The sequence below is a fragment of the uncultured Escherichia sp. genome, assembly GCF_948475835.1.
GTDB lineage: Bacteria > Pseudomonadota > Gammaproteobacteria > Enterobacterales > Enterobacteriaceae > ECMA0423.
This window is the reverse complement of the sequence record NZ_CAOLGM010000062.1, coordinates 1-24,602: the sequence shown is the minus strand read 5'-3', so window position 1 is coordinate 24,602 and position 24,602 is coordinate 1. Positions and strand designations below refer to the sequence as shown.

Genomic DNA, 24,602 nt, shown 5'->3' with positions numbered 1-24,602 from the left:
GATATAAGGTGAATTACTGGTATTTGAAATTTATTTTTTAATATTGTCGGAATTTATCTGATTAACTGCCGGGCCGTAGACCCGGCAATTATTTTAACCACGACGTGTCGCCAGCCAGCAGAGCAGGGAACCGCCGCAGACCATTAGCGCGCCTTGCCAGAATGAGAACGACAGCGGGGCGCTGAGCAGCACGGCTGCAAGCGCTGAGGAAAGTACGGGCGTAAAATACGAGCCTACCGCCATTATGGTGACATTGCCATGCAGTATACCGACATTCCATGCAGCATAAGCAAATCCTAAGGTAAATGCCGCAGAGATGAGTTTAATCATGACGGGCGTGCTAAATACCATTTCTGGTTGTGGCGTGAGAAAATAGTAAACCCACAGACTTGCTCCCGTTAGCAGGACAAAAACGGTAATTCCGTTAAATCCGCGTGCGTATTTATTCGTTACTGTGCAATAGGCTGCCCAGATAAACGCACCAATAAACGCCAGGAAATAACTCAATGGGCTGGTGGTAATATTATTGATGATTTCATCATAATGTAACCCATTATCACCGCCTAACACCCAGCAGACGCCGACCAGGGCTAATAATAATCCTGGTACAATCAGCCAGTTGGTTTTCTGACCATTAAACAGAATGGCAAAGAGAATTGTCAGGCTGGGCCATAGATAGTTCACCATACCCACTTCAATCGCCTGATGACGGGTCGCCGCATACCCTAAGGAAAGCGCCAGACAGATTTCATAGCTGACGAATAACAGACTCCCGGCGAGTAAATAGCCTTTCGGAATCTGCCGAATACGCGGAAATCCAACCGTGAAGATTAACAGCAGCCCGCTTAATGAATAGATAGCAGCTGCGCCGCCGACCGGGCCGAGCTCCTCGCTGACACCGCGAATCAATCCTACCATCGTGCTCCACAGGACGATCGCTATTAGCCCTATGAGCGTTGCTTTTTGTCGTGTCATGCTCGCTGTTTTGTCTCTCTTGCCGTTAAAAATTAAGCTGAATTTTATAGCATTTTTTTAACTGGCCTGTCAGGCAGTGGTGCGTTTTTCTACCGCTATTGAGGTAGGTCAATTTGCGCAGGCGGATTATTTTGTGGCAAACACGTGTTCTTTTTGATTTCGCGCAAAAAGATTCAGAATTTTACTGTTAGTTTCCTCGCGCAGTAATACCCCTGAAAAAAGAGGAAAGCAATGGACGTCAGTCGCAGACAATTTTTTAAAATCTGCGCGGGCGGTATGGCTGGAACAACGGTAGCGGCATTGGGCTTTGCCCCGAAGCAAGCACTGGCTCAGGCGCGAAACTACAAATTATTACGCGCTAAAGAGATCCGTAACACCTGCACATACTGTTCCGTAGGTTGCGGGCTATTGATGTATAGCCTGGGTGATGGCGCGAAAAACGCCAGAGAAGCGATTTATCACATTGAAGGTGACCCGGATCATCCGGTAAGCCGTGGTGCGCTGTGCCCAAAAGGGGCCGGTTTGCTGGATTACGTCAACAGCGAAAACCGTCTGCGCTACCCGGAATATCGTGCGCCAGGTTCTGACAAATGGCAGCGCATTAGCTGGGAAGAAGCATTCTCCCGTATTGCAAAGCTGATGAAAGCTGACCGTGACGCTAACTTTATTGAAAAGAACGAGCAGGGCGTAACGGTAAACCGTTGGCTTTCTACCGGTATGCTGTGTGCCTCCGGTGCCAGCAACGAAACCGGGATGCTGACACAGAAATTTGCCCGCTCCCTCGGGATGCTGGCGGTAGACAACCAGGCGCGCGTCTGACACGGACCAACGGTAGCAAGTCTTGCTCCAACATTTGGTCGCGGTGCGATGACCAACCACTGGGTGGATATCAAAAACGCTAACGTCGTAATGGTAATGGGCGGTAACGCTGCTGAAGCGCATCCCGTCGGTTTCCGCTGGGCGATGGAAGCGAAAAACAACAACGATGCAACCTTGATCGTTGTCGATCCTCGTTTTACGCGTACCGCTTCTGTGGCGGATATTTACGCACCTATTCGTTCCGGTACGGACATTACGTTCCTGTCTGGCGTTTTGCGCTACCTGATCGAAAACGACAAAATCAACGCCGAATACGTTAAGCATTACACCAACGCCAGCCTGCTGGTGCGTGATGATTTTGCTTTCGAAGACGGTCTGTTCAGCGGCTACGACGCTGAAAAACGGCAATACGATAAATCGTCCTGGAACTATCAGTTCGATGAAAACGGCTATGCGAAACGCGATGAAACACTGACTCATCCGTGCTGTGTGTGGAACCTGCTGAAAGCGCACGTTTCCCGCTACACGGCGGACGTTGTTGAAAACATCTGTGGTACGCCAAAAGCCGACTTCCTGAAAGTGTGTGAAGTGCTGGCCTCCACCAGCGCACCGGATCGCACAACCACCTTCCTGTACGCGCTGGGCTGGACGCAGCACACTGTGGGTGCGCAGAACATCCGTACTATGGCGATGATCCAGTTGCTGCTCGGTAACATGGGTATGGCCGGTGGCGGCGTGAACGCATTGCGTGGTCACTCCAACATTCAGGGCTTGACTGACTTAGGCCTGCTCTCTACCAGCCTGCCAGGTTATCTGACGCTGCCGTCAGAAAAACAGGTTGATTTGCAGTCGTATCTGGAAGCGAACACGCCGAAAGCGACGCTAGCTGATCAGGTGAACTACTGGAGCAACTATCCGAAGTTCTTCGTTAGCCTGATGAAATCTTTCTATGGCGATGCCGCGCAGAAAGAGAACAACTGGGGCTATGACTGGCTGCCGAAGTGGGACCAGACCTACGACGTCATCAAGTATTTCAACATGATGGATGAAGGCAAAGTCACCGGTTATTTCTGCCAGGGCTTTAACCCGGTTGCGTCCTTCCCGGACAAAAACAAAGTGGTGAGCTGCCTGAGCAAGCTGAAGTACATGGTGGTTATCGATCCGCTGGTGACTGAAACCTCTACCTTCTGGCAGAACCACGGCGAGTCGAACGATGTCGATCCGGCGTCTATTCAGACTGAAGTATTCCGTCTGCCTTCGACCTGCTTTGCTGAAGAGGATGGTTCTATCGCTAACTCCGGTCGCTGGTTGCAGTGGCACTGGAAAGGTCAGGACGCGCCGGGCGAAGCGCGTAACGACGGCGAAATTCTGGCGGGTATCTACCATCATCTGCGCGAGTTGTACCAGGCCGAAGGTGGTAAAGGCGTAGAACCGCTGATGAAGATGAGCTGGAACTACAAGCAGCCGCACGAACCGCAATCTGACGAAGTAGCTAAAGAGAACAACGGCTATGCGCTGGAAGATCTCTATGACGCTAATGGCGTGCTGATTGCGAAGAAAGGTCAGTTGCTGAGTAGCTTTGCGCATCTGCGTGATGACGGTACCACCGCATCGTCTTGCTGGATCTACACCGGTAGCTGGACAGAGCAGGGCAACCAGATGGCTAACCGCGATAACTCCGACCCGTCCGGTCTGGGGAATACGCTGGGATGGGCCTGGGCGTGGCCGCTCAACCGTCGCGTGCTGTACAACCGTGCTTCGGCGGATATCAACGGTAAACCGTGGGATCCGAAACGGATGCTGATCCAGTGGAACGGCAGCAAGTGGACGGGTAACGATATTCCTGACTTCGGCAATGCCGCACCGGGTACGCCAACCGGGCCGTTTATCATGCAGCCGGAAGGGATGGGACGCCTGTTTGCCATCAACAAAATGGCGGAAGGTCCGTTCCCGGAACACTACGAGCCGATTGAAACGCCGCTGGGCACTAACCCGCTGCATCCGAACGTGGTGTCTAACCCGGTTGTTCGTCTGTATGAACAAGACGCACTGCGGATGGGTAAAAAAGAGCAGTTCCCGTATGTGGGTACGACCTATCGTCTGACCGAGCACTTCCACACCTGGACCAAGCACGCATTGCTCAACGCAATTGCTCAGCCGGAACAGTTTGTGGAAATCAGCGAAACGCTGGCGGCGGCGAAAGGCATTAATAATGGCGATCGTGTCACTGTCTCAAGCAAGCGTGGCTTTATCCGCGCGGTGGCTGTGGTAACGCGTCGTCTGAAACCACTGAATGTAAATGGTCAGCAGGTTGAAACGGTGGGTATTCCAATCCACTGGGGCTTTGAGGGTGTCGCGCGTAAAGGTTATATCGCTAACACTCTGACGCCGAATGTCGGTGATGCAAACTCGCAAACGCCGGAATATAAAGCGTTCTTAGTCAACATCGAGAAGGCGTAAGGGGGCGAACAGATGGCTATGGAAACGCAGGACATTATCAAAAGGTCCGCAACTAACTCCATCACGCCGCCTTCTCAGGTGCGTGATTACAAAGCAGAAGTCGCAAAACTTATCGACGTTTCCACCTGTATCGGCTGTAAAGCCTGTCAGGTGGCGTGTTCGGAGTGGAACGACATCCGTGATGAAGTGGGGCACTGCGTCGGGGTTTACGATAACCCCGCCGATCTGAGCGCCAAGTCCTGGACGGTGATGCGCTTTAGCGAAACCGAACAGAACGGCAAGCTGGAGTGGCTGATCCGTAAAGACGGCTGTATGCACTGTGAAGATCCCGGCTGCCTGAAGGCGTGCCCGTCTGCTGGTGCAATCATTCAGTACGCTAACGGGATTGTCGATTTCCAGTCGGAAAACTGCATCGGCTGTGGTTACTGCATTGCCGGGTGTCCGTTTAATATTCCGCGCCTCAACAAAGAGGATAACCGGGTATATAAATGCACGCTCTGCGTCGATCGCGTCAGCGTCGGCCAGGAACCGGCTTGTGTGAAAACCTGTCCGACCGGGGCTATCCACTTCGGCACCAAGAAGGAGATGCTGGAGCTGGCGGAACAGCGCGTGGCGAAACTGAAAGCGCGTGGTTACGAACATGCTGGCGTCTACAACCCGGAAGGGGTCGGTGGTACGCACGTTATGTACGTGCTGCATCACGCCGATCAGCCGGAGCTGTATCACGGTCTGCCGAAAGATCCGAAGATCGACACCTCGGTAAGCCTGTGGAAAGGCGCGTTGAAACCGCTGGCAGCGGCTGGCTTTATTGCCACTTTTGCCGGGTTGATTTTCCACTACATCGGTATTGGCCCGAATAAGGAAGTGGACGATGACGAGGAGGATCATCATGAGTAAGTCGAAAATGATTGTGCGCACCAAATTTATTGATCGCGCCTGTCACTGGACCGTGGTGATTTGCTTCTTCCTGGTGGCGCTGTCCGGGATTTCGTTCTTCTTCCCGACGCTGCAATGGCTGACGCAAACCTTCGGTACGCCGCAGATGGGACGCATTTTGCACCCGTTTTTCGGCATTGCGATTTTCGTCGCACTGATGTTTATGTTTGTGCGTTTTGTGCATCACAACATCCCGGATAAGAAAGATATTCCGTGGCTGTTGAACATTGTCGAAGTATTGAAAGGCAATGAGCATAAAGTGGCGGATGTCGGTAAGTACAACGCCGGGCAAAAGATGATGTTCTGGTCGATCATGAGCATGATTTTCGTGCTGCTGGTGACCGGGGTGATTATCTGGCGTCCGTACTTTGCGCAGTACTTCCCGATGCAGGTTGTTCGCTACAGCCTGCTGATCCACGCGGCTGCGGGTATCATCCTGATCCACGCCATCCTGATCCATATGTATATGGCATTCTGGGTGAAAGGGTCGATTAAAGGGATGATCGAAGGGAAGGTGAGCCGTCGCTGGGCGAAGAAACACCATCCGCGCTGGTATCGTGAAATCGAGAAGGCAGAAGCGAAAAAAGAGAGTGAAGAAGGGATATAATCTCTTTTGAACTTTAAGCTGAAAATGGCGCTTTAAGAAGCGCCATTTTTTTATTGCGTAACCAGACGGCGTAGTCGCGACACATCCACCGTTTTTTCTGCCTCTGCCAGACTCCAGGCGTTTTGCAGATTCAGCCACATTTGCGGCGAACTGCCGATCACCACGGAAAGTTTAATCGCCATTTCTGGTGTCAAAGCTGCTTTTCCGGTCAGCAATCGGCTTGCCGTTGAGGGAGCAATTTCCATTGCTCTGGCAAACTCGCGCAGGCTGACATTAAGTTCGTCCAGCGATTCCTGAATAATGTCCCCCGGGCGGGGATGATTGGCCATTTTCATCAGTGTCTTTACTCTCAGTAGTGTTCCTTCATCAGGAACACTATCATTATTGTTGCGTAGGAAGGAACAATAATCCATTTAGCCATTTAATGTCGGAGAGAGTGCGATGCTGCGACACCAGGACTGGCACTCGCAGCAAAGGCCTCTTAACGGCGGAAATCAATCACCATACGGCCACGGATTTTGCCTTCTTCCATCTCGGTAAAGATGGTGTTGATGTCCGCTAACGGACGCAGGGCGACTTTCGGCACCACTTTGCCTTCGGCGGCAAACTGGAAGGCTTCGGTTAGATCCTGGCGCGTGCCGACCAGCGAACCGACCACTTCAATGCCATCCAGCACAAGGCGTGGGATATCCAGGCTCATAGACTCCGGCGGCAGACCGACAGCCACAACACGACCGCCTGCACGGACAGCATCAACTGCCGAGTTAAACGCAGCTTTAGCAACTGCTGTTACCACCGCAGCGTGAGCGCCACCGGTTTTCTCCTGCACAATTTTGGCGGCGTCTTCGGTGCGTGAGTTAATCGCTAAATCTGCACCCATTTCGGTTGCCAGTTTTAACTGCTCATCATTGACATCAATGGCGATCACTTTCGCGTTAAAGACATTCTTCGCGTATTGCAGAGCGAGGTTACCCAGACCGCCAAGACCGTAGATAGCAATCCACTGCCCTGGACGAATTTTTGACAGTTTAACGGCTTTGTAGGTGGTGACCCCCGCACAGGTAATGCTGCTGGCCGCCGCCGAGTCCAGACCATCTGGCACTTTTACCGCGTAATCGGCGACCACGATGCACTCTTCCGCCATCCCGCCATCAACGCTGTATCCGGCATTTTTAACTGAACGGCAGAGCGTTTCGTTACCACTGTTACAGTATTCGCAATGACCGCATCCTTCGTAGAACCACGCCACGCTGGCACGATCGCCTGGTTTTAATGAGGTGACACCTGGGCCAACTTCTGCCACCACACCGATGCCTTCATGGCCCAGAATTACGCCAGTTTTGTCACCAAAATCGCCATTCTTAACATGAAGATCGGTATGACATACACCACAACACTCCATTTTCAGCAGGGCTTCGCCATGTTTCAGTGAGCGCAGTGTTTTATCCGTAACGTCAACGTGATGATCCTTCGTAACAACTGCAGCCTTCATAGTTCCTCCTTTTCGGATGATGTTCTGCATAGCAGGTGAGGCAAATGAGATTTATTCGCCACTACCCAGTATGGATGAGATCTGAAAAAGGGAGAGAGAAATAGCCCGGTAGCCTTCACTACCGGGCGCAGGCTTAGATGGAGGTACGGCGGTAGTCGCGGTATTCGGCTTGCCAGAAATTATCATCAATGGCCTGTTGCAGAGCTTCGGCAGACGTTTTCACCGCCACGCCTTGCTGCTGCGCCATTTTGCCAACCGCAAACGCAATTGCGCGGGAGACTTTCTGAATATCTTTCAGTTCCGGTAGTACCAGACCTTCGCCGTTCAGGACCAGCGGCGAATACTGAGCAAGCGTTTCACTTGCCGACATCAGCATCTCATCGGTGATACGTGACGCGCCGGAAGCAATAACCCCCAGGCCGATGCCCGGGAAAATAAAGGCGTTGTTACACTGGGCGATAGGGTAGATTTTATCTTTCCATACCACTGGATTAAACGGGCTGCCAGTGGCGACCAGCGCGTTACCTTCGGTCCAGGCGATAATGTCCTGCGGTGTGGCTTCCACGCGTGACGTCGGGTTAGACAGCGGCATCACGATCGGACGCGGACAGTGTTTATGCATCTCACGAATGATCTCTTCCGTAAACAGCCCGGTCTGTCCTGAGACGCCAATCAGAATATCTGGTTTTACATTGCGCACCACATCCAGCAGTGACAACACATCGCTGTCGGTATCCCAGTCACTGAGGTTTTCGCGCTTCTGCACCAGTTTGGTCTGGAAAGGCAGCAGGTTCGGCATCTTGTCGGTCAGCAAGCCAAAGCGATCGACCATAAAGACTTTCTGCCGCGCCGCTTCCTCGCTTAATCCTTCACGCTGGGTCTGGGAGATGATCATTTCGGCAATGCCGCATCCCGCTGAACCTGCGCCAAGGAAGACGATTTTTTTCTCGCTTAACTGACCACCTGCCGCGCGGCTTGCTGCGATCAGTGTGCCGACTGTTACCGCCGCAGTGCCCTGAATGTCATCGTTAAAAGAACAAATTTCATTGCGATAGCGGTTAAGTAACGGCATCGCATTTTTTTGAGCAAAGTCTTCAAACTGCAACAGCACGTCTGGCCAGCGTTGTTTCACAGCCTGGATAAATTCATCAACGAATTCATAGTATTCGTCGTCAGTGATACGCGGATTACGCCAGCCCATATACAGCGGATCGTTAAGCAGCTGTTGGTTGTTCGTTCCGACATCCAGCACCACCGGAAGGGTATACGCCGGGCTGATGCCGCCACAGGCGGTATAGAGCGACAGTTTACCGATCGGAATGCCCATCCCGCCGATGCCCTGGTCACCAAGCCCTAGAATACGTTCACCGTCAGTCACCACAATCACTTTAATATTATGGTTCGGCACGTTTTGCAGAATATCGTCCATATTGTGCCGGTTCTGGTAAGAGATAAACACGCCGCGTGAACGGCGGTAGATCTCAGAAAAACGCTCACAGGCTGCGCCGACGGTTGGGGTATAAATAACAGGCATCATCTCATCAAGATGATTGTTTACCAGACGGTAGAAGAGGGTTTCGTTAGTGTCCTGGATGTTACGCAGGTAGATGTGTTTGTCGATTTCGGTTTTGAATCCCTGATACTGGATCCATGCTCGTTCCGCTTGTTCTTCGATGGTTTCGACCACTTCCGGCAGTAACCCCAGCAGGTTGAAGTTACGGCGTTCTTCCATGCTGAAGGCACTGCCTTTATTCAACAACGGAAATTCCAGCAGTACAGGGCCAGCGTAAGGGATATAAAGCGAACGCTGTTTTTTTGTTTTTGGTTCCATGTCACTCACTCTTTTTTGAATATCCATCCCTGGCACGCTTTTATCGTCTTTGCTTTACCGCCAGGGCGTCGGCCCCAAGTATAGAGCAGATAAAAACAAAAACACCATTGCGCAGGCAATGGTGTTTAATCGTCATTGAGGACTGATGGTTATGAATTACTTTTCAGCGGGGCGTTTTCTGCCGGTTGGATTATTTACCACGCTGGATTTGTCACCTTCGGTAACTATTTTGCGCTGGTTAGAAATTTTATGGTCCAGTCCAAGAATATGACGTGCCTGACGGTTCGATTTCATTTTAACTCCTCAATCCTGTTGCTAGTTTTAAGGACAACATCGCCGTAGCGAAGAAACACGTGCTAAACCCCTAAATTAGGTTGCCGAACAAGCATAGCACCTTAAAGCGTAGGGTGCTGGCCACTGACCACATAATTGATCGTTTGCTGGTAGATATCACTGAGGATGTCGTTATCAGAAGCTTCCACCCATTTGGTCAGCTCCATGAGAATGTCATCTTCAGTGACAACACCGTGCTCTGCCCGAAGGCCTTGCTCAATGGCATTAACCAGAGCGGGTTCTGCTGTTGAATTTTCTGCCTGATAATAAGTAAACATAGTGATTCTCCGTGTCTGTGTATTTATGGTGTCTGCTACGGATCGCAGATTTATAAAGCACATTCAGCATGGCAAATATTTGCCGCTTCGTTGTTAAGATTAGTCCTGGTTGATGATTTTTATATTTTAACCCCATGATATTGATAGGTATTATTATTGTGATGAGTTGATTAATATTGATGCAATCTCTCTTGAGATATATATTTCAGGTTATCTATTGTGGGAATTTAATTTAAGTGCAGAAGTAATATTTTCGCCGTATTTTATTCGGAATATCCTGCTTATCCTCGTGCGGTTTCTCACGTAGTCTATAATTTCCTTTTTAAGCCCACAGGAGAGCAACAATGACAATCCATAAGAAAGGTCAGGCACACTGGGAAGGCGATATCAAACGCGGGAAGGGAACAGTATCCACCGAGAGCGGCGTGCTGAACCAACAGCCGTATGGATTTAACACGCGTTTTGAAGGCGAAAAAGGAACCAACCCTGAAGAACTGATTGGCGCAGCGCATGCCGCATGTTTCTCAATGGCGCTTTCATTAATGCTGGGGGAAGCGGGATTTACGCCAACATCGATTGATACCACCGCCGATGTGTCGCTGGATAAAGTGGATGCCGGTTTTGCGATTACGAAAATCGCACTGAAGAGTGAAGTTGCGGTGCCGGGTATTGATGCCTCTACCTTTGACGGCATCATCCAGAAAGCAAAAGCAGGATGCCCGGTCTCTCAGGTACTGAAAGCGGAAATTACGCTGGATTACCAGTTGAAATCGTAAAGCATTGCCGGATGACGCGTCAGGCGCGTGAATGCCTGATGCGTTGTTAGCATCTCTACAGCGCCCGCCAGCACCGGAGCTCACGTCCGTCCTCCCTTATTGCTAATGATTGCCGGACTTCACATCCGTGGGTTGCCAGCGGGCAACGTTCGTAGAAAAAACAGCCTTGCGGCAACGTGCGGTTTCCCGGCAGATCCGTTTTACGTAATGCCCATTCTTCCTCCAGCGGTTTATCAATGGCGGGGAGGGAATCCAGCAATAATCGGGTGTATGGATGTGCAGGTGCCGTCAGCACCTGCTGCGCGTCGCCCAGTTCTACAATCTGCCCGAGATACATCACCGCCACCCGATCGCTCATATGACGTATCACCGAGACATTGTGTGAAATCAGCACATAGGTCAGCCCGTGATTTTCCTGTAGCGTTACCAGTAAATTGAGGATCTGCGCCTGAACGGAGATATCCAGCGCAGAGGTTGGCTCATCAAGCACAATCACGTCAGGCTGCGAAGAGAGTGCTCTGGCAATGGCGATACGTTGCCGCTGCCCGCCGGAGAACGCATGAGGCAGGCGGTCGAGATACTCCGGACGAATACCCACCTGCACAGCCAACTCCTCTGCCAACGCTCGCCGCTGTTGTTCACTACTACGCTTAGCTATCCAGAGCGGTTCTGTGATGATGCGCCACACCGGTAAGCGCGGATTAAGCGAAGAGAGCGGGTCCTGAAACACCATCTGCATAATGCGTTGTGAGCCAGAACGGATGTACTGCCCGTGGCTCGGTTGCAGCATACCCATTAAAAGCTGTGCGAGGGTGCTTTTGCCGCAGCCTGACTCGCCGACGATCCCTAAGGTTTCACCACGGCGGATCTGTAAATCAATACCATTAATGGCATGAACATGTTCCGTAGTTTTACCAAGCCAGTTTTTACGGGCCGGGAAATTGATATGGACGTCGCGTAACGTTAATAACGTGTCAGACACTTATGACCTCCTGCTGCGGATACCAACAGGCGCAGCGCTGGTTGTTGTCACCACACGCTGTCAGCGCCGGGACGTTTTCACACTGTGCACCTGCCGCATAGCAACGATCGCGAAAAGCGCAGCCGTCAGGCAAATGGGTGAGGTTTGGTACCGTCCCTGGAATGGCGGGTAATAGCTGGCGTGGTACTCCATGTTCTGGTGCGCATTGCAGCAAACCAATGGTATACGGATGCCGGGGATGATGGATAACGTCTGCCGTCACGCCGCTCTCAATCACGCTTCCGGCATACATCACGTAAACGCTATCGCACAGTTGCGACACCACGGCCATATCATGGCTGATGAACAGTACCGCAGTTCCACTGGCGCGGGCTTTATGTTTAAGCAGACGCAGTACCTGCAACTGTACCGTGACGTCCAGCGCCGTAGTCGGTTCGTCGGCAATAATCAATTGCGGCTCGCAGGAGAATGCCAGTGCAATCATTACCCGCTGGCGCATACCACCTGAAAGCTCAAACGGATAGCGCGACATAACTTCCACGGCATCCGGGATTTGCATCTCTTCCAGCAGGGCAATCGCTTTAGCTCTGGCTTCCCGACGACTTATTGGTTGATGATGGCGGATTACGTCCATCATCTGAAGACCTATTCGACGTGTCGGATTGAGGGCGGTCATCGGTTCCTGAAAGATCATCGCCACTCGTGCGCCGCGCCATTGACGAAGCTGTTTTTCCCGAGCGTTAAGAACATCTTCTCCCAGCAGTGAAATCTGCCCCCGATGTACGCAATAACTGCCCGTCGGTAGCAGACGCATAATCAGCATTGCGGTGACTGATTTACCTGAGCCGGATTCTCCCACCAGACCGACAATTTCACTGCGGTTAATCTGCAAGGACACATTGTTGAGCGCGTGAACGTCGCCGTTAAAACCGGGGAAACTCAAATGCAGTTGTTGAATGTCCAGAACGGGTTGGGTCATGACTGCTTTCCTCCTGCTTTCGGGTCAAGCAGATCGCGAATACCATCACCAAAGAGATTAAACCCGACGGCGGTAAGCAAAATCGCTGCCCCCGGAAATGCGCAATACCACCACTGATCGAGTACATAGTTGCGACCATTCGCTACCATCGCGCCCCATTCAGCACTCGGTTGTTGTGCACCCAGGCCAATAAATCCCAACGTGGCGGCCATTAAAATCGCGCTACCGATATCCAGCGATGCCTGCACGATCAGCGGCGGCAGGGAGTTACGTAAAATATGCCAGTTGATCAGATGCCAACGAGACGCGCCAAAGGTTTTCGCCGCCTGAACATAAGTATACTGGCGTACAACTAATGCTTGCCCCCGCGCCAGGCGCACATAAAAGGGAATTCGCACAATAGCAATCGCCAGCATGGCGTTAAATAAACTCGGCCCGAGAGCGGCAGCCAGTGCCATTGTCAGTACCAACGAAGGAATCGACAGCATAATGTCCATGATGCGCATGATGATGGCGTCTGCGCGTCCGCCAAGCACACCGGATAGACATCCGAGTAGCGAACCAATCATACCCGCAATGGCAACCACGACTAATCCGGCGAGAATTGATTGCTGACTGCCGACCAGTACGCGGCTGAACAGATCGCGTCCCACTTCATCGGTGCCAAACCAGTGCGCCGCAGAAGGCGGCAAAAGGCGGGCGGTTAAATCAATGGCGTTGGGATCATGCGTCGCCAGCCACGGTGAAAAAATCATCATCAGTAGCATTAATACAATGATGACTGCGCCGGTCACGGTGAGCGGACTGCCTTTCAGCATCCATACCAGTTTTGCACCGTTAAATCGCGTTTGTTTTTGTGGGCGTACGGCGGACGTTTCCTCGCTTAGCATCATTCACCACCTCCACGTCCGATACGCGGATCAATCCACAAATAGAGCAAATCCACCACCAGGTTGACCAGCACATAAGCAAATGAAACCACGACGGCAAATCCCATCACCGCAGGGAAGTCGAGCGCCTGTATTGATGTCACTACCCATGCCCCCATTCCGGGCCAGGCAAAAACGGTTTCGGTGAGCACTGCGCCATACAACAAATCGCCCAGCGCCAGACCTAATACGGTAATCGATGGGATCAACGCATTGGGTAGCGCATAACATAAAACGATATACCAGCCGGGCAAGCCGCTGGCCCGGGCGGTACGAATGTAGTCTTCACTCAATTGTTCCAGCATCGCTGAGCGGATCTGGCGGGCGACAATCCCCAGGTGAACAAACGCCAGCGTTAATGCCGGTAAGATGAGATGTTGCAACGCATTGAAGAAGACTTCACCGTTGCCTTCAAGCAACGCATCGAGCAGATAAAAGCCGGTAACGTGCGTTGGTGGATCCAGCCAGTCATCAAGCCTTCCGCCGCCGGGAAGTATTTGCAGATGACCATAAAACAGCACAATGACGCCCAGCCCAAGCCAGAATGCAGGTGTGGATATTCCGGTTATGGCCATCAGACGGACAAGATGATCCAGCCAGCGATTACGCCAGACGGCAGAGAGTATGCCCAGTGGGATGCCAATCAGTAGCGCCAGCAGCAGGGCGCAAAAGGCCAGTTCCAGCGTCGCCGGGAAGAATATACGCAGCTCTTCCAGCACCGGACGCCCGGTACGAATGGATGTCCCCAGGTCACCATGAAACAGGTCGCTGACGTAGCGGTAAAATTGTACGTATAGCGGCTGGTCGAGCCCCAATTGCTGGCGAATATTTTCCACGATGGCATTGCTGGCGCGGTCGCCAGCCAGCAACCGCGCCGGATCGCCGGGGATCAGATGCGAGATAATAAACGTAATCACGCAGACGCCCGCCACCACGAGCACCAGCCCCCAGCAGCGTTGGCGTAAAATACTCCAGAAGGTCACGTTATTTACTCATGGTATTGATATTGAAGACCTGTTCCAGCATGGGATTGAACACAAAGCCTTTCACCTCTTTGTTCATCGCCAGTTGGTAGTTTTTCTGGAACAGGTACACATAAGCAGCGTCATCAATGACGATTTTCTGTGCCTGCTGGTAGTCCCGGGTACGCTGCGTCTGGTCGGTGGTCGCAAGCGCATTGCGCAGTAACTTATCGACCTCACTGTTTTCATAGAACGAGCGGTTGCCTGGCAGACCTTTTTTGTCTGACTCAAACCAGTAATTCATAAACATATACGGGTCGGCAAAATCCGGACTCCAGTTGCCAATCGCAATGTCGTAATCACCTTTACCCACTCTGTCGCGCATGGTGGCGTTCGCCAGCTTTTCCAGCTTCACATTGATGCCCAGCTTGTTGAGACTGGATTGTGTCGCCAAAGCAATAGGCTCCCAGTTCGGATCGTTATCGGAGTAGAGAAACGTCAGGCTGGTGGGTTTGCTCGTCACTTTATCCCATTCGGCTTTGGCTTTCGTTTCGTCATGGTTGTATTGCATTGCCGTCGCATCGTAGCCCCACATGCCTTCCGGAATCGGGCCGCGCATCTGTTTTCCGTTACCACTCAGAATGCCGTTAACCATGCCCTGATAATCGGTAGACCAGGAAATGGCCCGACGTAGATCCGCCTGATTAAGAGGCGCTTTGCTGTTATTCAGATACAGATAGGTAACGCGCAGTGACGGATACTCTGCCACATTGACTTTATTTTCCTGCTTCAGGGCGTTGAGTTGATCCACCGGCAGCGCATCGGCAATGTCAATGTCGCCACGGGAGAGCTGCAGGCGACGGGAGGCACTTTCACCGATAATTTTTACCGATACTCGCTTAAAGTTCGGTTTATTGCCGGGGTAATGCGGATTTGGCACCAGAACTAATTGCTGACCTTTTTGCCAGCTTTTCAGCATAAATGGTCCGGAACCGGCGGTATTTTGCGCGAGGAAGCCGCGAGCATCATCCGCTGCATGTTCCTTTAAGACCGCCGGATTGATAATGGATGCACCGTCATTCGCCAGCGTGTAGAGGAACGGTGCGAATGGTTGGCTAAGGGTAAACTTCACCGTATGTTCGTCGGGAGCATCAATCTTTAAATCTTTGGGAAATGCTTCTGCTGGCCCCTGGCCGATTTTTAGTAGCCGCTCAAAAGAAAGTTTTACTGCTTCGGCAGTGACAGGTGTGCCATCGGCAAATTTAGCATTATCTTTCAGGGTGAACGTCCACTCTTTTTGATCGTCAGACGCTTTCCAGCTACTTGCCAGATCGCCTTCAACGTCGGTTGAGCCTTTATCACCGTCCGTTTTGTACTGAACCAGCCGCTGATAAGACGGGTAGGTCACCGTCCAGTCGTTATTATCTATTGTTACCGCCGGGTCGAGGGTTTGTGGATCGGCGGCCTTACCAATCACCAGCATATCTTTCGGTACGGCGGCGTGCGAAACCGGGAAATTTGTGGCAAGGACGAGCGCGAGCAATGTGGGACGAAACGATATCGATCTCTTCATGACAGTTTCCTGATTAACTGACGTGCTGTGTGCCAGGGGATATAAAACAAGAGAATTGATCAGCGAGCAGAGGGTAACTCGCTGCCTGGGGTAATTCGAAGTGCCACCATTCGCTGGAGATACCGACAAAACCGCCACCAGTCATTATCGCATTCAGCAACAGCCGATTGCGCTGAGCGGCGGGCGGGACGGAAGGGTGATAGGCATGGGAGCGCTCGTGCATTTCATCGAACCCTGCGCCCATATCGAGGATGTTCCCGTGCTCATCACGAAGCGTCAGGTCGATCGCCGTGCCACGGCTGTGATTAGAACCGACCGTCACATCAACAACATATTGCGGGTCTGGGCAGGCTTGCCACAACATCGCCTGTGCTTGTTGTGGGCGATACGCATCGTAAATCACCAGTTGTAAGCCTGACAGCTGGGCGATACTGATACTTTTCGCCAGCGCGGTAATCGCATCCTTGTGTAGCAGACAACGCGCTTGCTGATAAATAGCTTTACCTGTGATGTTATCAGCGCAGGCGTATTTCAATTCGATCTCCAGATCAGGGAAGATTACGGCTAAATCAACCAGTTCGGTGGTATCCGACATAAACGGTTCCTGTATAAGACAAAAATTGCTGCGCTTTCCGCTTATGCAGATCTCATGCCATGCCGGGATAAGCGCCAGAATGCTGGCTTAAAGTTATATTTTTTAACTTTTGATCAACATTTGTGCAGCGTAGTGCAGTTTTGGTGCAAGAGGGGAAGTTAAGGAAGGAATCTCCCGGAATCGTAGCTGAAATCACAGTATTTAAGTGACAGTGTCACGTTAAATGAAAACCCGCGAGTGCGGGCGAGAGGAATTTGTCAGATTTTCAGCGGTAACACGCTGCTCATCCAGCCTGGAATTTCTTCGGCGGGTAGGGGGCGGGAAAAGAAATATCCCTGAATAACGCGACAGTGGATCTTGCGTAGCATCTCAAATTGCTCTTTGGTTTCGACGCCTTCCGCCACGACGGTTAAATTGAGGCTTTGCCCAATGCTGGTAATGGCTTCAAGTAAGGCAAGGATGCGTTTTTCGGTCAGACAACGATCGACAAAACTTTTGTCAATTTTGATTTCCGTTACCGGAAGACTGACTAAGCGGGATAATCCGGAAAAGCCCGTACCAAAATCATCTACCGATAAGCCCACGCCCATATCACGCAGGATCTGAATGCGCTTAAAGATTTCGGTATCGTGTTCCATCATCATGCTTTCCGTGATTTCTACCGTCAGCTGGTGGCCGTCAATACCCCAGGCGTGCATTGCATCAGACACCTGATTAGGCAGTTGATTACTGCGAAAGTGCAGTGCCGACAAGTTAACGGAAAGCGCCGGGATATGAATATTCTGGCTACGCCATTCTGCTAACTGACGGCAAGCTTCCGCGATGACCCAGCGCCCAATATTTTCGATTTCACCAATCTCTTCTGCGAGAGGAATAAACCGTGAAGGGGGCACATGACCATGCTGGGGATCGTGCCAGCGCGCAAGGGCTTCGATGCCGTACAGTTCACCCGTTTCTGCGAAGATTTGCGGCTGGTAAACAAGTTTCAGTTGGTTATTGCTAATCGCTTCTTTCAGCGCTGCGCCTAAAACCAAACGCTCTTTTACCATTTCGTTCATCGCCGGGCTGAAGAACTGCCAGCCGTTACCGCCATTCTTGCGAATATAATCCATTGCATTGTGAGCAGTGGAGAGCAGGTAATCGCGGTTTTTACCCACGTCGTAGCTGATGCCAATACTCAAGGTAAGCGGGAAGGGTTTATCGTCAATCATTATCGGCTTGCTGACCACATTCCGTAGCTCATCGGCGATCTGGGTAATGTTACTGACGTCGTTTTCCAGGCTCACGAGGACAAACTGCGTACCTTCGATACGACAGAGATACTGATCCGGTTTGAGTTTTTCACGAAAGCGATTGACCACTTCCAGCAATGCCTGATCGGCCCACGCATAGCCAAGGCTATCAATCACATCCTGAATATGGTCAACACCGATGAGATACACCACGGGAGAGACGGCTTTGTCGACCAGGTCATCGAGGTAATTGTGCAGGTTATTGCGATTTGGCAGACCGGTCATCGGATCAAATTGGATGAGTTGTTCAATATGCTGGCGGCTTTTTTCCTGTTCCAGCGCCAGCGCGGCCATATGCTGACTGATATCTGCCACGCGTTCGATAAAGGCGCTGGTTTCTGCTCCTGACGAGGTTTTAATTTGCAGGATCCCCGCAGGCGCGCCATCACGCTGACGAATGGTCGCTGACCAGCTTTGCGCATTTTGAACTTCTGCACCGTGCGAAGATGACGCCCAGTGTATCGGCATCCCGTTGCGCAGTGCGAACAGCGAAACATGCGATTCGTTGAGAACAGATTCGATGTTACGACAAATGATTTCCCCCATTTCATGAAATGGCGGGCTGCTGCACATGGCGGCGAGAATATTGCCTTCAAGCTGGCGGATTTGCCGTTCTTCGGTGATATCCGAGAAGGTCATTACCAGGTTCTGCAGATGCGCGAGCACGTCATAAACCGGGCTGATAGAGGCTTTAATCCAGATTTTTTCACCGGTGCGCGTCAACAGCAGAAATTCGTCCTGATCGCGGGCGGTTTTCCATAGCAACTGTTGTAAACGAATGCGGTTATCGGCAGGGAATTCAGGAATGTTCAGGAGTGTATCGGGCTGCATACCGCTGGCTTCGCTAATGCAGTAACCAAACATTTCTGTAAATGCGCGATTGCACTGCACAATATGGCGTTCCGGATCGAGGACAATCACCGGTCGGTCGAGATGGTCAACGGCAATAATCAATTGTCGGGTCTGTTCTTTTTGCGCCATTTCTACGCTGGCATCCCGTACCAGCGCCAGGTAATAAACTTTCCCCTCGGCGCTCACTTTCGATAGCGCAAAACGGGTCCAGATTTTACTGCCGTCTTTTTTCTCCAGCAGCAGCTCCCGACTCATCCCCTCGCCGCGCGCTTTACCGCCTTCACGGTTGTGACGAATGTATTCAGGATGCGCAGGACGCAAATCCCGCGGAATCAGCATATCAATGTTATTGCCAATGACTTCTTCACGTTTGTACCCCCAGAGCTTCTCTGCGGCGGGGTTGAAAAACATCACTTCATCATTTTCGTTAATTAACACCGCACCCATCATATTTTGCTCAAGGGCGGGGAAAAAAATGCCATCGGCGGCATTATCCGCATCGGTTAGCTTCATGATTACCTCTGCATCTTGGCGCATCTAAAGACTGGCTTTCCAGAGTTCAACACGGTTTCTACCTCGTCTTTTGGCGATATACAGAGCTTCATCGGCTATTTGAATGAGGCGCTCATAGTCAGGATGACCATTAAACATGGCGGCACCGATGGAAAGTGAGAGGGCAATATCCTCGCCGTTTGCGGCTTTCAGTTTGGTTTTCTCCACCCGACTGCGAATACGTTCTGCGGTACGTAACGTTTCGTTTTCAGAAGCTTCAGTCAAAACAATGATAAATTCATCGCCCCCGTAGCGGAAAACATAATCACTACTGCGGACGTTGTCATAAAAGGCCTGAGAGACTTTACGCAGAATTTCATCGCCAGTGTTATGGCCCCACGTATCGTTGATCTCTTTGAATTTATCAACGTCAATAATCAGCACTGACAGCGGTGTACCGGTCCGGTTGGCATGGGCAATTTCGCGTTTGAAGATAGTCGGCAGGAAACGGCGGTTAAGTAATTTCGTCAGTACATCCATACCGACTTCGTGGCGCGATACTTCTTCAAACAATTCACGCAGCAAGGTAATAATTTGCGATACGGTATTTCTTATCTGTAATAGAAATTTCACCCGCAAACTTCTGTTATTCAAATTCCTGGTGTTACGCATGGTTTGATTGAAAATACCGTCGAAATCCTGAATCAGACGGGAGATATGGCCCACTTCGGCAATGCCGCTAAAATAATGTCGACCTTTATGGTTAAACCACAGGCCAAAATCAGCCTGGCTTAAAGGCAAACTGCTGCCTAAATCAGAATCCAGCAGGACTTTATAGATAATATCTATTTCCCATGAAAGTATTGAGGCTATTTGCCGTTCTTTTTCTTCTTCGGCGTTTTCCAGTAACGAGAAGATACGATAGTTTTCATCTTCCTTTGAGGCACTACTGTCACTAAAGGTAAACGCGCGGGTCATCACTTCCATAGCGATATCAATACTGTTAATCGAGAAATGGTAGACCTGAAGTTTTTCTGCGGCGGAATAATCCGAAGAGAAGATTACCGGATAGAGGATTTTTTTCAGCACCCGAAACCCCATCTCGACAATTTCTACCGGAATTCCTATGCGGGCATGCACTTCCGCGACGGTATGCTGGATTTGTATTAGCCTTTCGACATCGTCAACCTGGGCAGAAAGCACGTTAATAATCCAGCGTTCCATCGCACTTTTCAACTGCCGCTCAACTTGTTCATTACTCAAGAATTCTTCGGCATGCGGGTCGATGCGGACAATTCGATAAAACTCGATACTCAGATAATGAGCATGCGCAAGGGCAATTTCTGCGGCTTTAGCACGAATGAGAGGATCTGCCTGTTCGACAAGTCCGGTCCACTCATCTTTCATTCTTTTAAAATACATCTCCATAATTCACACCCTTATAAGGCTGGGAAATCAGACGGAATCAAAACGCAACGTGCGAGATCGACTAACTGCACCATATTCTCCTGAAATATGAAGATATACTGAAAAGAAATAAGCGACTTAGGACAGTTTTAATCTACGCTACTGTTCTTCAGAAGAGTATAGCCCATCGTAATTATTTTTCGGTGACAGCGAATATCGTATGGTTTTTCATATTCATACATTTTTATTAGGGATTTATAGCTGTTTAACTAAGTGTGGTTAATTGCGTGGTTAATTTGACTTATGTAAGCATGATTACTAGTGGGATATTTCACAAGGTGTAACACGCCGGTGGGTAAAGCACCGGCTTGTTACAAAGTAAGCATGGGAGTTTAACTGCCCCAACGACTTTGCAGATAGCTGACCGCTTGTTGAGTCTGCGGTTTATTCAGATAGTCCTCACGGAACAAGATGGTGCCGCTAATTTCTGGTACCGCATCGTTAAGATCGAGCTGCTTTTTCAGTTCCGGTACGCCGCCGTTAATCATCCAGTCTGGCTCTATCTTTGAAGGTTCACCCACTTTATAGAAGGCGATACCGATATACAGGCGGGTCCTGGTCGGTTTAACGACATCCGCCCACCATTTTGCCAACACGTCATAACGCGCGGCACTCCGTGAGAACGGCCAGTAAATTTGGGGAGCAATGTAATCCAGCAATCCTTGTTCCACCCATCGACGGGTGTCAGCGTAGGATTCGTCATAGGCTGCCGCGCCTCGGGTATCGGAACCGAGCGGATCGTGTGATCGGTTACGCCACACGCCTGCCGGGCTAACGCCAAATTCGACTCCCGGCTTAATGCTTTTAATGGTGTGTGATACCTTTGCAATTAACTGCTGAGTATTGTTGCGCCGCCAGTCTGCTTTTGACGCAAATGCGCCTCCGTATTTACGGTACGTTTCGTTATCATTTAGCCGTGAACCCGGTGATTCAGTATAGAAATAGTCGTCAAACTGCACGCCATCTACCGGATAGCGGGAAACCACTTCAGCGACTATTGATGTGATCCAGTCCTGAACCTCAGGGATGCCCGGGTCGAGGACAAAGCGATCGCCAGACGTTCTGATCCAGTCACGGTGTTGCACATAGACGCTCGCCGGTTGTTGAGACAGAGTGCTATTCAGTTCCCTGATAGTACCGGGCTTCGTATTAACCGATACGCGATAGGGGTTAAACCAGGCGTGTACTTTCATCCCACGCTTGTGGGCTTCGTCGAGCATAAATTGCAGCGGATCGTAACCCGGATTTTCACCAATCTTACCGGTCATAAGATCGGACCACGGCAAAATTTTCGATGGCCACAGGGCGGTACCGTCCGGCTTGACCTGGAAAAAGACCGTGTTTATGCCGAGACGTTGCAGATGATCCAGTTTGTCGATCATCGCCTGTTGTTGTACACGGGCCCGGCTGGTGGGGTTACTAATGTTAACCGAGGAAACCGGTGGCCAGTCGAGCCGAGAAACCGTGGCCAGCCAGATGCCACGCATCGGTTGTGACGATTGTTGCGTCGTGGCTGGTGGCTTTGAACCTGCTGGTGGTGTCACCATGGACTCTGGAGGCGTGCTTTTACAACTACACAGTAAAAGTGCCAGTGCAACTAGTATCGCTGGTCTTCTAATCGTTAATTTCTTGTTTCGGGAGCAGATATCCATATGTGCTGGTTTCCGGTAAACAGATGTGCGCTCATTCTCGTACTTATCCCGGTTAAGTCAATACGACAGCAAGCACGAAAAAGGGAGCGATGACTTATCGCTCCCTTGTCTTATAACCATTCAGACATGGTTAGTGTTTCTTGTCATTCATCACAATATAGTGTGGTGAACGTGCACGCGGGTGCAGGAAGAAGTGACCTTTTGGTGCGTTCTGACTGTTGATTGGCTCCAGAGTGACGCCGGTATTCGCTTTGCCTTTACGATCATGAACAGCATAGAGAATAAAGGGCAGGGCAAGTACCACCAGGAAACTAACAACCAGTAATTCAACATACATATCGGTAGAATCACCCTGGATGTTATCCGGCGGCAGGAAGGAAACAATAAACGCCATAATTGAAGTCAGCAGACCGACAATTGCCACGACCAATTTCACCCCTTTACCACCAGGGATATTAAATGTGCGTTTTAAGTCAGGATGTTTAAGAACCAACACAATGTAGCCAATAAACAGCATGAAATAAGCACACAGATAAATCACCACCGTCAGCGCCAGTGCGATCAGGAAGGACATGTTGTTACCGCCACCGGTATTGGTGAGGATGATCAACGCGATAGAAGTAATCACCAGCTGCGAAATGACCAGCGTTACCGGTACGCCATTTTTGTTCATTTTAGCGAATGCCGCTGGCAGCAGGTTTTTCTGCGCTGTGACATACATCCCGCGAGAAGGACCAACAATCCAGGAGGCGATTTCCGCCAGAACACCCAGCAACAGCAGTGCGGAGATCACGCGAACCGTCCACTCAATTTCCGGTGCCACATGGGACATCAGAACGGTAAAGGTTTGCATTACACCTGCGGAGAGGTTGATTTCATTACCCGGAATGACCATCGCAATAGATAAACCGCCAACAGAGCTTAAGCAGATTGCCGCCACCATCAGCAGTAACATAGCCAGTGGATAGTCGCGCCCGGGGTTGCTCATTTCATTGACGTGAGTTGCGGAAGCTTCTACGCCCATATAACTCAAAATGAAGGCAACAAATACAACCAGTGTGCCCACTTTAGAGAAGTCAGGGAAGAAGGTCTTCGAATCCATTTCGATAGCAACGGGGGCACCGGAGTGCAGATAAATAGCCGCTAATGCGATCAAAATAAATGCAGGTAACAGGATACCGGCGAAGAAGCCAACTTTAGCAATTCGCGCCGTGTATTTCGTGCCACCAAACTGCGTTAATGCCAGCGCCCAAAGAATGATGAGTGCTGCAATAGTTTTGGTAATGGGGTCTTCATTCAGCGCTGGCCATTTCAGGATGTAGGAGAGTGCCCCTAACACGAAATAGAGCATCGGAATAAAACCAATGGCGATTTGCAGATAGCCAAATGAGATCGCTGCAAATCCCCATCTCGGCCCCAGAGTATTTGATACCCAGGCGAAGACACCACCTTCTTCCCAGCCGTCGACGGTGGCCATTTCCGCAGCACAAAGTCCCACGGGAATAAACCATAAAATCCCGCCTAATAGCAGGAAGAAGACTAATGAAAAGCCCGATGTTGCGAAGGTAGGGTATTCATAAACAGCCATTACCATCGATGCCGTTATGGCAAAGAATCCGAGTAATGTGAGCTGCTTAGCTTTACCTGTCTGTACTGATGTAGCCATATTATCCCCCTAAAACGGTATTCCTGTCGGAACCGCACCTGTTTTGTTCTGAAGCGTATTCAGAACAATATTTTCCGTTGCTAATGCCAGTGAACAGACTTTGGAAATTGTCCCGAAACGGGTTCGTTTCGGGACACCGTTACCGTTAAACGTTATCAGGTATGTTTAAAGCTGTTCTGCTGGGCAATACCCTGCAGTTTCGGGTGATCGCTGAGATATTTCAGGGAGGCTTTGTAGTCTTCCAGCAACAGTTCAGCAAAGTCCATTTCGAAGCCGCGACGACACATAATGCGCATCACCACGATGTCGGTGGCTTCACCGCCGAGAGTGAAGGCCGGAACCTGCCAGCCGCGCAGACGCAGACGTTCAGAGAGGTCGTACAGGGTGTATCCCGGATCTTCACCATCTTTCAGTTTGAAGCAAACCGCCGGGATGCCTTCGTCCGGGCGACCCGTACAGATGAACTCATACGGCCCCAGTTTGGCGATTTCATCCGCCAGATAAGCGGCAACCTGGTAAGAGGCGTTCTGTACTTTGGTGTAGCCTTCACGACCGAGGCGCAGGAATTCATAGTACTGTGCAATTACCTGACCCGCCGGGCGGGAGAAGTTGATGGCGAAAGTACCAATTTGACCACCCAGGTAGTCAACGTTG

At 50.8% G+C, this 24,602-nt stretch carries 21 protein-coding genes; 4 read left to right on the top strand and 17 right to left on the bottom strand.

The window, feature by feature from the left end:
• Positions 1-93 precede the first annotated feature (93 nt).
• On the bottom strand, positions 94-975 hold the full coding sequence (gene yddG, locus QZF50_RS13385; protein WP_000198200.1) for an aromatic amino acid efflux DMT transporter YddG: 882 nt from the start codon (positions 973-975) through the stop codon (positions 94-96).
• A gap of 231 nt (positions 976-1,206) precedes the next feature.
• Here yddG and fdnG point away from each other — a divergent pair, with 231 nt between their 5' ends.
• The 3 genes from fdnG to fdnI are packed head-to-tail and all read left to right on the top strand — an operon-like array spanning position 1,207 to position 5,797.
• Positions 1,207-4,254 carry a formate dehydrogenase-N subunit alpha gene (fdnG, locus tag QZF50_RS13380; protein ID WP_149015911.1) on the top strand — a complete coding sequence of 1,016 codons (3,048 nt, stop codon included), beginning with the start codon at positions 1,207-1,209 and terminating at the stop codon, positions 4,252-4,254.
• A 12-nt stretch (positions 4,255-4,266) separates the two neighbouring features.
• Complete coding sequence (gene fdnH, locus QZF50_RS13375; protein WP_001240582.1) at positions 4,267-5,151, top strand: formate dehydrogenase N subunit beta; 885 nt, start codon at positions 4,267-4,269, stop codon at positions 5,149-5,151.
• Positions 5,144-5,797, top strand: a complete 654-nt coding sequence (gene fdnI, locus QZF50_RS13370) for a formate dehydrogenase-N subunit gamma (protein ID WP_000045648.1) — start codon at positions 5,144-5,146, stop codon at positions 5,795-5,797. The genes fdnH and fdnI overlap by 8 nt, the downstream gene beginning before the upstream one ends.
• 50 nt (positions 5,798-5,847) lie before the next feature.
• On the opposite strand, the gene QZF50_RS13365 is transcribed toward fdnI, so the two are convergent.
• The 5 genes from QZF50_RS13365 to bdm form a co-directional block, all read right to left on the bottom strand.
• Positions 5,848-6,132, bottom strand: coding sequence for a HigA family addiction module antitoxin (locus QZF50_RS13365; RefSeq protein WP_000781370.1), 285 nt, complete (start codon positions 6,130-6,132; stop codon positions 5,848-5,850).
• A gap of 146 nt (positions 6,133-6,278) precedes the next feature.
• Complete coding sequence (gene adhP / locus QZF50_RS13360; RefSeq protein ID WP_000642407.1) at positions 6,279-7,289, bottom strand: alcohol dehydrogenase AdhP; 1,011 nt, start codon at positions 7,287-7,289, stop codon at positions 6,279-6,281.
• Between the two features lie 133 nt (positions 7,290-7,422).
• Positions 7,423-9,120, bottom strand: coding sequence for a malate dehydrogenase (gene maeA, locus QZF50_RS13355; protein ID WP_000433475.1), 1,698 nt, complete (start codon positions 9,118-9,120; stop codon positions 7,423-7,425).
• A 156-nt stretch (positions 9,121-9,276) separates the two neighbouring features.
• Positions 9,277-9,414 carry a stationary-phase-induced ribosome-associated protein gene (sra, locus tag QZF50_RS13350; RefSeq protein ID WP_000841554.1) on the bottom strand — a complete coding sequence of 46 codons (138 nt, stop codon included), beginning with the start codon at positions 9,412-9,414 and terminating at the stop codon, positions 9,277-9,279.
• Positions 9,415-9,515: 101 nt separating this feature from the next.
• Positions 9,516-9,731, bottom strand: coding sequence for a biofilm-dependent modulation protein (bdm, locus tag QZF50_RS13345; protein WP_000495766.1), 216 nt, complete (start codon positions 9,729-9,731; stop codon positions 9,516-9,518).
• Positions 9,732-10,075: 344 nt separating this feature from the next.
• Between bdm and osmC the strand changes: the two genes are divergently transcribed.
• Positions 10,076-10,507, top strand: coding sequence for a peroxiredoxin OsmC (gene osmC / locus QZF50_RS13340; protein WP_000152305.1), 432 nt, complete (start codon positions 10,076-10,078; stop codon positions 10,505-10,507).
• A gap of 55 nt (positions 10,508-10,562) precedes the next feature.
• On the opposite strand, the gene QZF50_RS13335 is transcribed toward osmC, so the two are convergent.
• The 11 genes from QZF50_RS13335 to QZF50_RS13280 form a co-directional block, all read right to left on the bottom strand.
• Positions 10,563-11,489, bottom strand: coding sequence for an ABC transporter ATP-binding protein (locus tag QZF50_RS13335; RefSeq protein ID WP_001285536.1), 927 nt, complete (start codon positions 11,487-11,489; stop codon positions 10,563-10,565).
• Positions 11,482-12,468 (bottom strand): ABC transporter ATP-binding protein, encoded by a 987-nt coding sequence (locus tag QZF50_RS13330; protein WP_000193564.1) that lies wholly within the window; start codon positions 12,466-12,468, stop codon positions 11,482-11,484. Before QZF50_RS13330 ends, QZF50_RS13335 begins: the two co-directional genes overlap by 8 nt.
• Complete coding sequence (gene ddpC, locus QZF50_RS13325) at positions 12,465-13,361, bottom strand: D,D-dipeptide ABC transporter permease (protein ID WP_000979608.1); 897 nt, start codon at positions 13,359-13,361, stop codon at positions 12,465-12,467. The genes QZF50_RS13330 and ddpC overlap by 4 nt, the downstream gene beginning before the upstream one ends.
• Entirely contained in the window at positions 13,358-14,380 is a 1,023-nt protein-coding gene (locus QZF50_RS13320) for an ABC transporter permease (RefSeq protein WP_000145129.1), read from the bottom strand. Before QZF50_RS13320 ends, ddpC begins: the two co-directional genes overlap by 4 nt.
• A 1-nt stretch (position 14,381) precedes the next feature.
• Positions 14,382-15,932: an ABC transporter substrate-binding protein gene (locus QZF50_RS13315; protein ID WP_000830556.1), complete on the bottom strand. Its 1,551-nt coding sequence runs from the start codon at positions 15,930-15,932 to the stop codon at positions 14,382-14,384.
• A gap of 13 nt (positions 15,933-15,945) precedes the next feature.
• Complete coding sequence (gene ddpX, locus QZF50_RS13310) at positions 15,946-16,527, bottom strand: D-alanyl-D-alanine dipeptidase (protein ID WP_001285833.1); 582 nt, start codon at positions 16,525-16,527, stop codon at positions 15,946-15,948.
• A 257-nt stretch (positions 16,528-16,784) separates the two neighbouring features.
• A complete protein-coding gene (gene dosP, locus QZF50_RS13305) occupies positions 16,785-19,184 on the bottom strand; it encodes an oxygen-sensing cyclic-di-GMP phosphodiesterase DosP (RefSeq protein ID WP_290388887.1) in 2,400 nt (799 codons plus the stop codon).
• 24 nt (positions 19,185-19,208) lie between these two features.
• A complete protein-coding gene (dosC, locus tag QZF50_RS13300; RefSeq protein WP_000426266.1) occupies positions 19,209-20,591 on the bottom strand; it encodes a diguanylate cyclase DosC in 1,383 nt (460 codons plus the stop codon).
• A 371-nt stretch (positions 20,592-20,962) separates the two neighbouring features.
• A complete protein-coding gene (locus QZF50_RS13290) occupies positions 20,963-22,282 on the bottom strand; it encodes a glycoside hydrolase family 10 protein (protein WP_000350395.1) in 1,320 nt (439 codons plus the stop codon).
• Positions 22,283-22,412: 130 nt separating this feature from the next.
• Positions 22,413-23,948, bottom strand: a complete 1,536-nt coding sequence (gene gadC, locus QZF50_RS13285; protein WP_000246019.1) for an acid resistance gamma-aminobutyrate antiporter GadC — start codon at positions 23,946-23,948, stop codon at positions 22,413-22,415.
• A gap of 155 nt (positions 23,949-24,103) precedes the next feature.
• On the bottom strand, positions 24,104-24,602 hold a 499-nt coding region (locus QZF50_RS13280), incomplete at its 5' end, for a pyridoxal-dependent decarboxylase (RefSeq protein ID WP_000295429.1).